Below are 2,501 nucleotides of genomic sequence, written 5' to 3'. Positions count from 1 at the left end.
CCTGCCGGTGACGTACGTGTGGACGCACGACTCCATCGGCCTGGGCGAGGACGGCCCGACCCACCAGCCGGTCGAGCACCTGGCGTCGCTGCGCGCCATCCCGGGCCTGAACATCGTGCGGCCGGCGGACGCCAACGAGACCGCCATCGCCTGGCGCGAGATCCTCCGTCGCTGGACGAAGGAGTTCGGCAAGGGCCAGCCGCACGGTCTGGCGCTGACCCGTCAGGGCGTGCCGACGTACGAGCCCAACGACGATGCCGCCAAGGGCGGCTACGTCCTGTTCGAGGCCGACGGCGGCGAGCCCGAGGTCATCCTCATCGCCACCGGCTCCGAGGTGCACGTCGCCGTCGAGGCGCGCGAGCAGCTCCAGGGCGCCGGCGTGCCCACCCGTGTGGTGTCCATGCCGTCGGTGGAGTGGTTCGAGCAGCAGGACCAGGGGTACCGGGACAGCGTTCTGCCGCCGTCCGTCAAGGCTCGTGTCGCGGTGGAGGCCGGGGTCGGCCTGACGTGGCACAAGTACGTCGGGGACGCCGGCCGCATCGTTTCCCTGGAGCACTTCGGTGCTTCGGCCGACGGCAAGGTCCTTTTCCGTGAGTTCGGCTTCACTGCCGAGAACGTTGCCGCCGCCGCGCGGGAATCGATCGCCGCAGCTCAGCGCTGACGCTCATATACGACACGTAGGAGATGGAATTTCCATGACAGACGCACTCAAGCGCCTCTCCGAGGAAGGCGTCGCGATCTGGCTGGACGACCTGTCGCGCAAGCGGATCACGTCCGGCAACCTCGCCGAGCTGCTCGACCAGCAGCACGTCGTGGGCGTCACGACCAACCCGACGATCTTCCAGAAGGCGATCTCCGAGGGCGACGGCTACGACCAGCAGCTCTCCGACCTCGCCGCCCGCAAGGTCACCGTCGAAGAGGCCATCCGCATGATCACCACGGCGGACGTCCGCGACGCCGCCGACATCCTGCGCCCGGTCTTCGACGCCACCGGCGGCCAGGACGGCCGGGTCTCGATCGAGGTCGATCCGCGGCTCGCGCACAACACCAAGGCGACGGTCGCCGAGGCCCGCCAGCTGGCCTGGCTGGTGGACCGGCCCAACACGCTCATCAAGATCCCGGCCACCAAGGCGGGCATCCCGGCGATCACCGAGACGATCGGCAATGGCATCAGCGTCAACGTCACGCTGATCTTCTCGCTGGAGCGCTACCGCGAGGTGATGGACGCCTACCTGGCCGGTCTGGAGAAGGCGAAGGCCAAGGGCCTGGACCTGTCCCAGATCCACTCGGTGGCCTCCTTCTTCGTCTCGCGCGTCGACACGGAGGTCGACAAGCGGATCGACGCGCTGGGCACCGACGAGGCCAAGGCGCTGCGCGGCAAGGCCGCCATCGCCAACGCCCGTCTCGCCTACCAGGCCTACGAGGAGGTCTTCTCCTCGGACCGCTGGAACGCGCTGGAGCGTGAGGGCGCCAACAAGCAGCGTCCGCTGTGGGCCTCCACCGGCGTGAAGGACAAGGCGTACCAGGACACGATGTACGTCACCGAGCTGGTCGCGCCGAACACGGTGAACACCATGCCGGAGGCGACCCTGTACGCCACCGAGGACCACGGCGAGATCACCGGCAACACCGTCGCCGGCACGTACGAGCAGGCCCGGGCCGACCTCGACGCGGTCGAGCAGCTCGGGATCAAGTACGACGACGTGGTCCAGCTGCTGGAGGACGAGGGCGTCGAGAAGTTCGAGGCGTCCTGGACCGACCTGCTGAAGTCGACCGAGGCCGAGCTTCAGCGCCTCGCCCCTTCGGAGGGCTGAACAGGTGTCGAGCAGCAACCCGCTGCGTGACCCCGCGGACCGACGGCTCCCGCGTATCGCGGGGCCGTCGGGCCTGGTCATCTTCGGCGTCACGGGCGACCTGTCCCGCAAGAAGCTCATGCCCGCCGTGTACGACCTCGCCAACCGGGGTCTGCTGCCGCCGGGCTTCTCGCTGGTGGGCTTCGCGCGCCGCGAGTGGGCGCACGAGGACTTCGCCCAGGAGGTCCACGACGCGGTCAAGGAGCACGCCCGCACGCCCTTCCGCGAAGAGGTCTGGCAGCAGCTCATCCAGGGCATGCGCTTCGTGCAGGGCACCTTCGACGACGACGACGCGTTCGAGCGGCTGCGCTCCACGATCGAGGAGCTGGACAAGGCGCAGGGCACGGGCGGCAACTTCGCCTTCTACCTGTCCGTGCCGCCGAAGTCCTTCCCGGTGGTCATCCAGCAGCTGAAGAAGCACGGGCTGGCCGAACAGAAGGGCGGCTCCTGGCGACGCGCGGTCATCGAGAAGCCCTTCGGGCACGACCTGAAGTCGGCGGAGGAGCTCAACAAGGTCGTCCACGAGGTCTTCGCCCCGGACCAGGTCTTCCGCATCGACCACTACCTGGGCAAGGAGACCGTCCAGAACATCCTGGCGCTGCGCTTCGCCAACACGATGTTCGAGCCGATCTGGAACCGGTCCCTGGT

At 68.5% G+C, this 2,501-nt stretch carries 2 protein-coding genes and 1 pseudogene; all 3 read left to right on the top strand.

Annotated features, from left to right (window positions below; all coding sequences use genetic code 11):
- Positions 1 to 661, top strand: a 661-nt coding sequence (locus tag GTY47_RS01290) for a transketolase C-terminal domain-containing protein (RefSeq protein WP_272923019.1), incomplete at its 5' end; no start/stop codon positions are given.
- A 34-nt stretch (positions 662 to 695) separates the two neighbouring features.
- Positions 696 to 1,814 (top strand): transaldolase, encoded by a 1,119-nt coding sequence (gene tal, locus GTY47_RS01285; RefSeq protein ID WP_010039718.1) that lies wholly within the window; start codon positions 696 to 698, stop codon positions 1,812 to 1,814.
- A 4-nt stretch (positions 1,815 to 1,818) separates the two neighbouring features.
- Positions 1,819 to 2,501 (top strand): annotated as a pseudogene (locus GTY47_RS01280) (glucose-6-phosphate dehydrogenase); the annotation flags it as partial.

Source organism: Streptomyces sp. SID5464 (assembly GCF_009862985.1).
Lineage (GTDB): Bacteria > Actinomycetota > Actinomycetes > Streptomycetales > Streptomycetaceae > Streptomyces > Streptomyces chartreusis_D.
The sequence above is the reverse complement of the archived record's forward strand: the minus strand, read 5'-3'. Positions and strand labels throughout refer to the sequence as shown.

What these genes read in the sequence shown, in the direction of transcription:
- tal (WP_010039718.1), top strand. Translation starts at nt 696, where the DNA reads ATGACAGACGCACTCAAGCGCCTCTCCGAGGAAGGCGTCGCGATCTGG.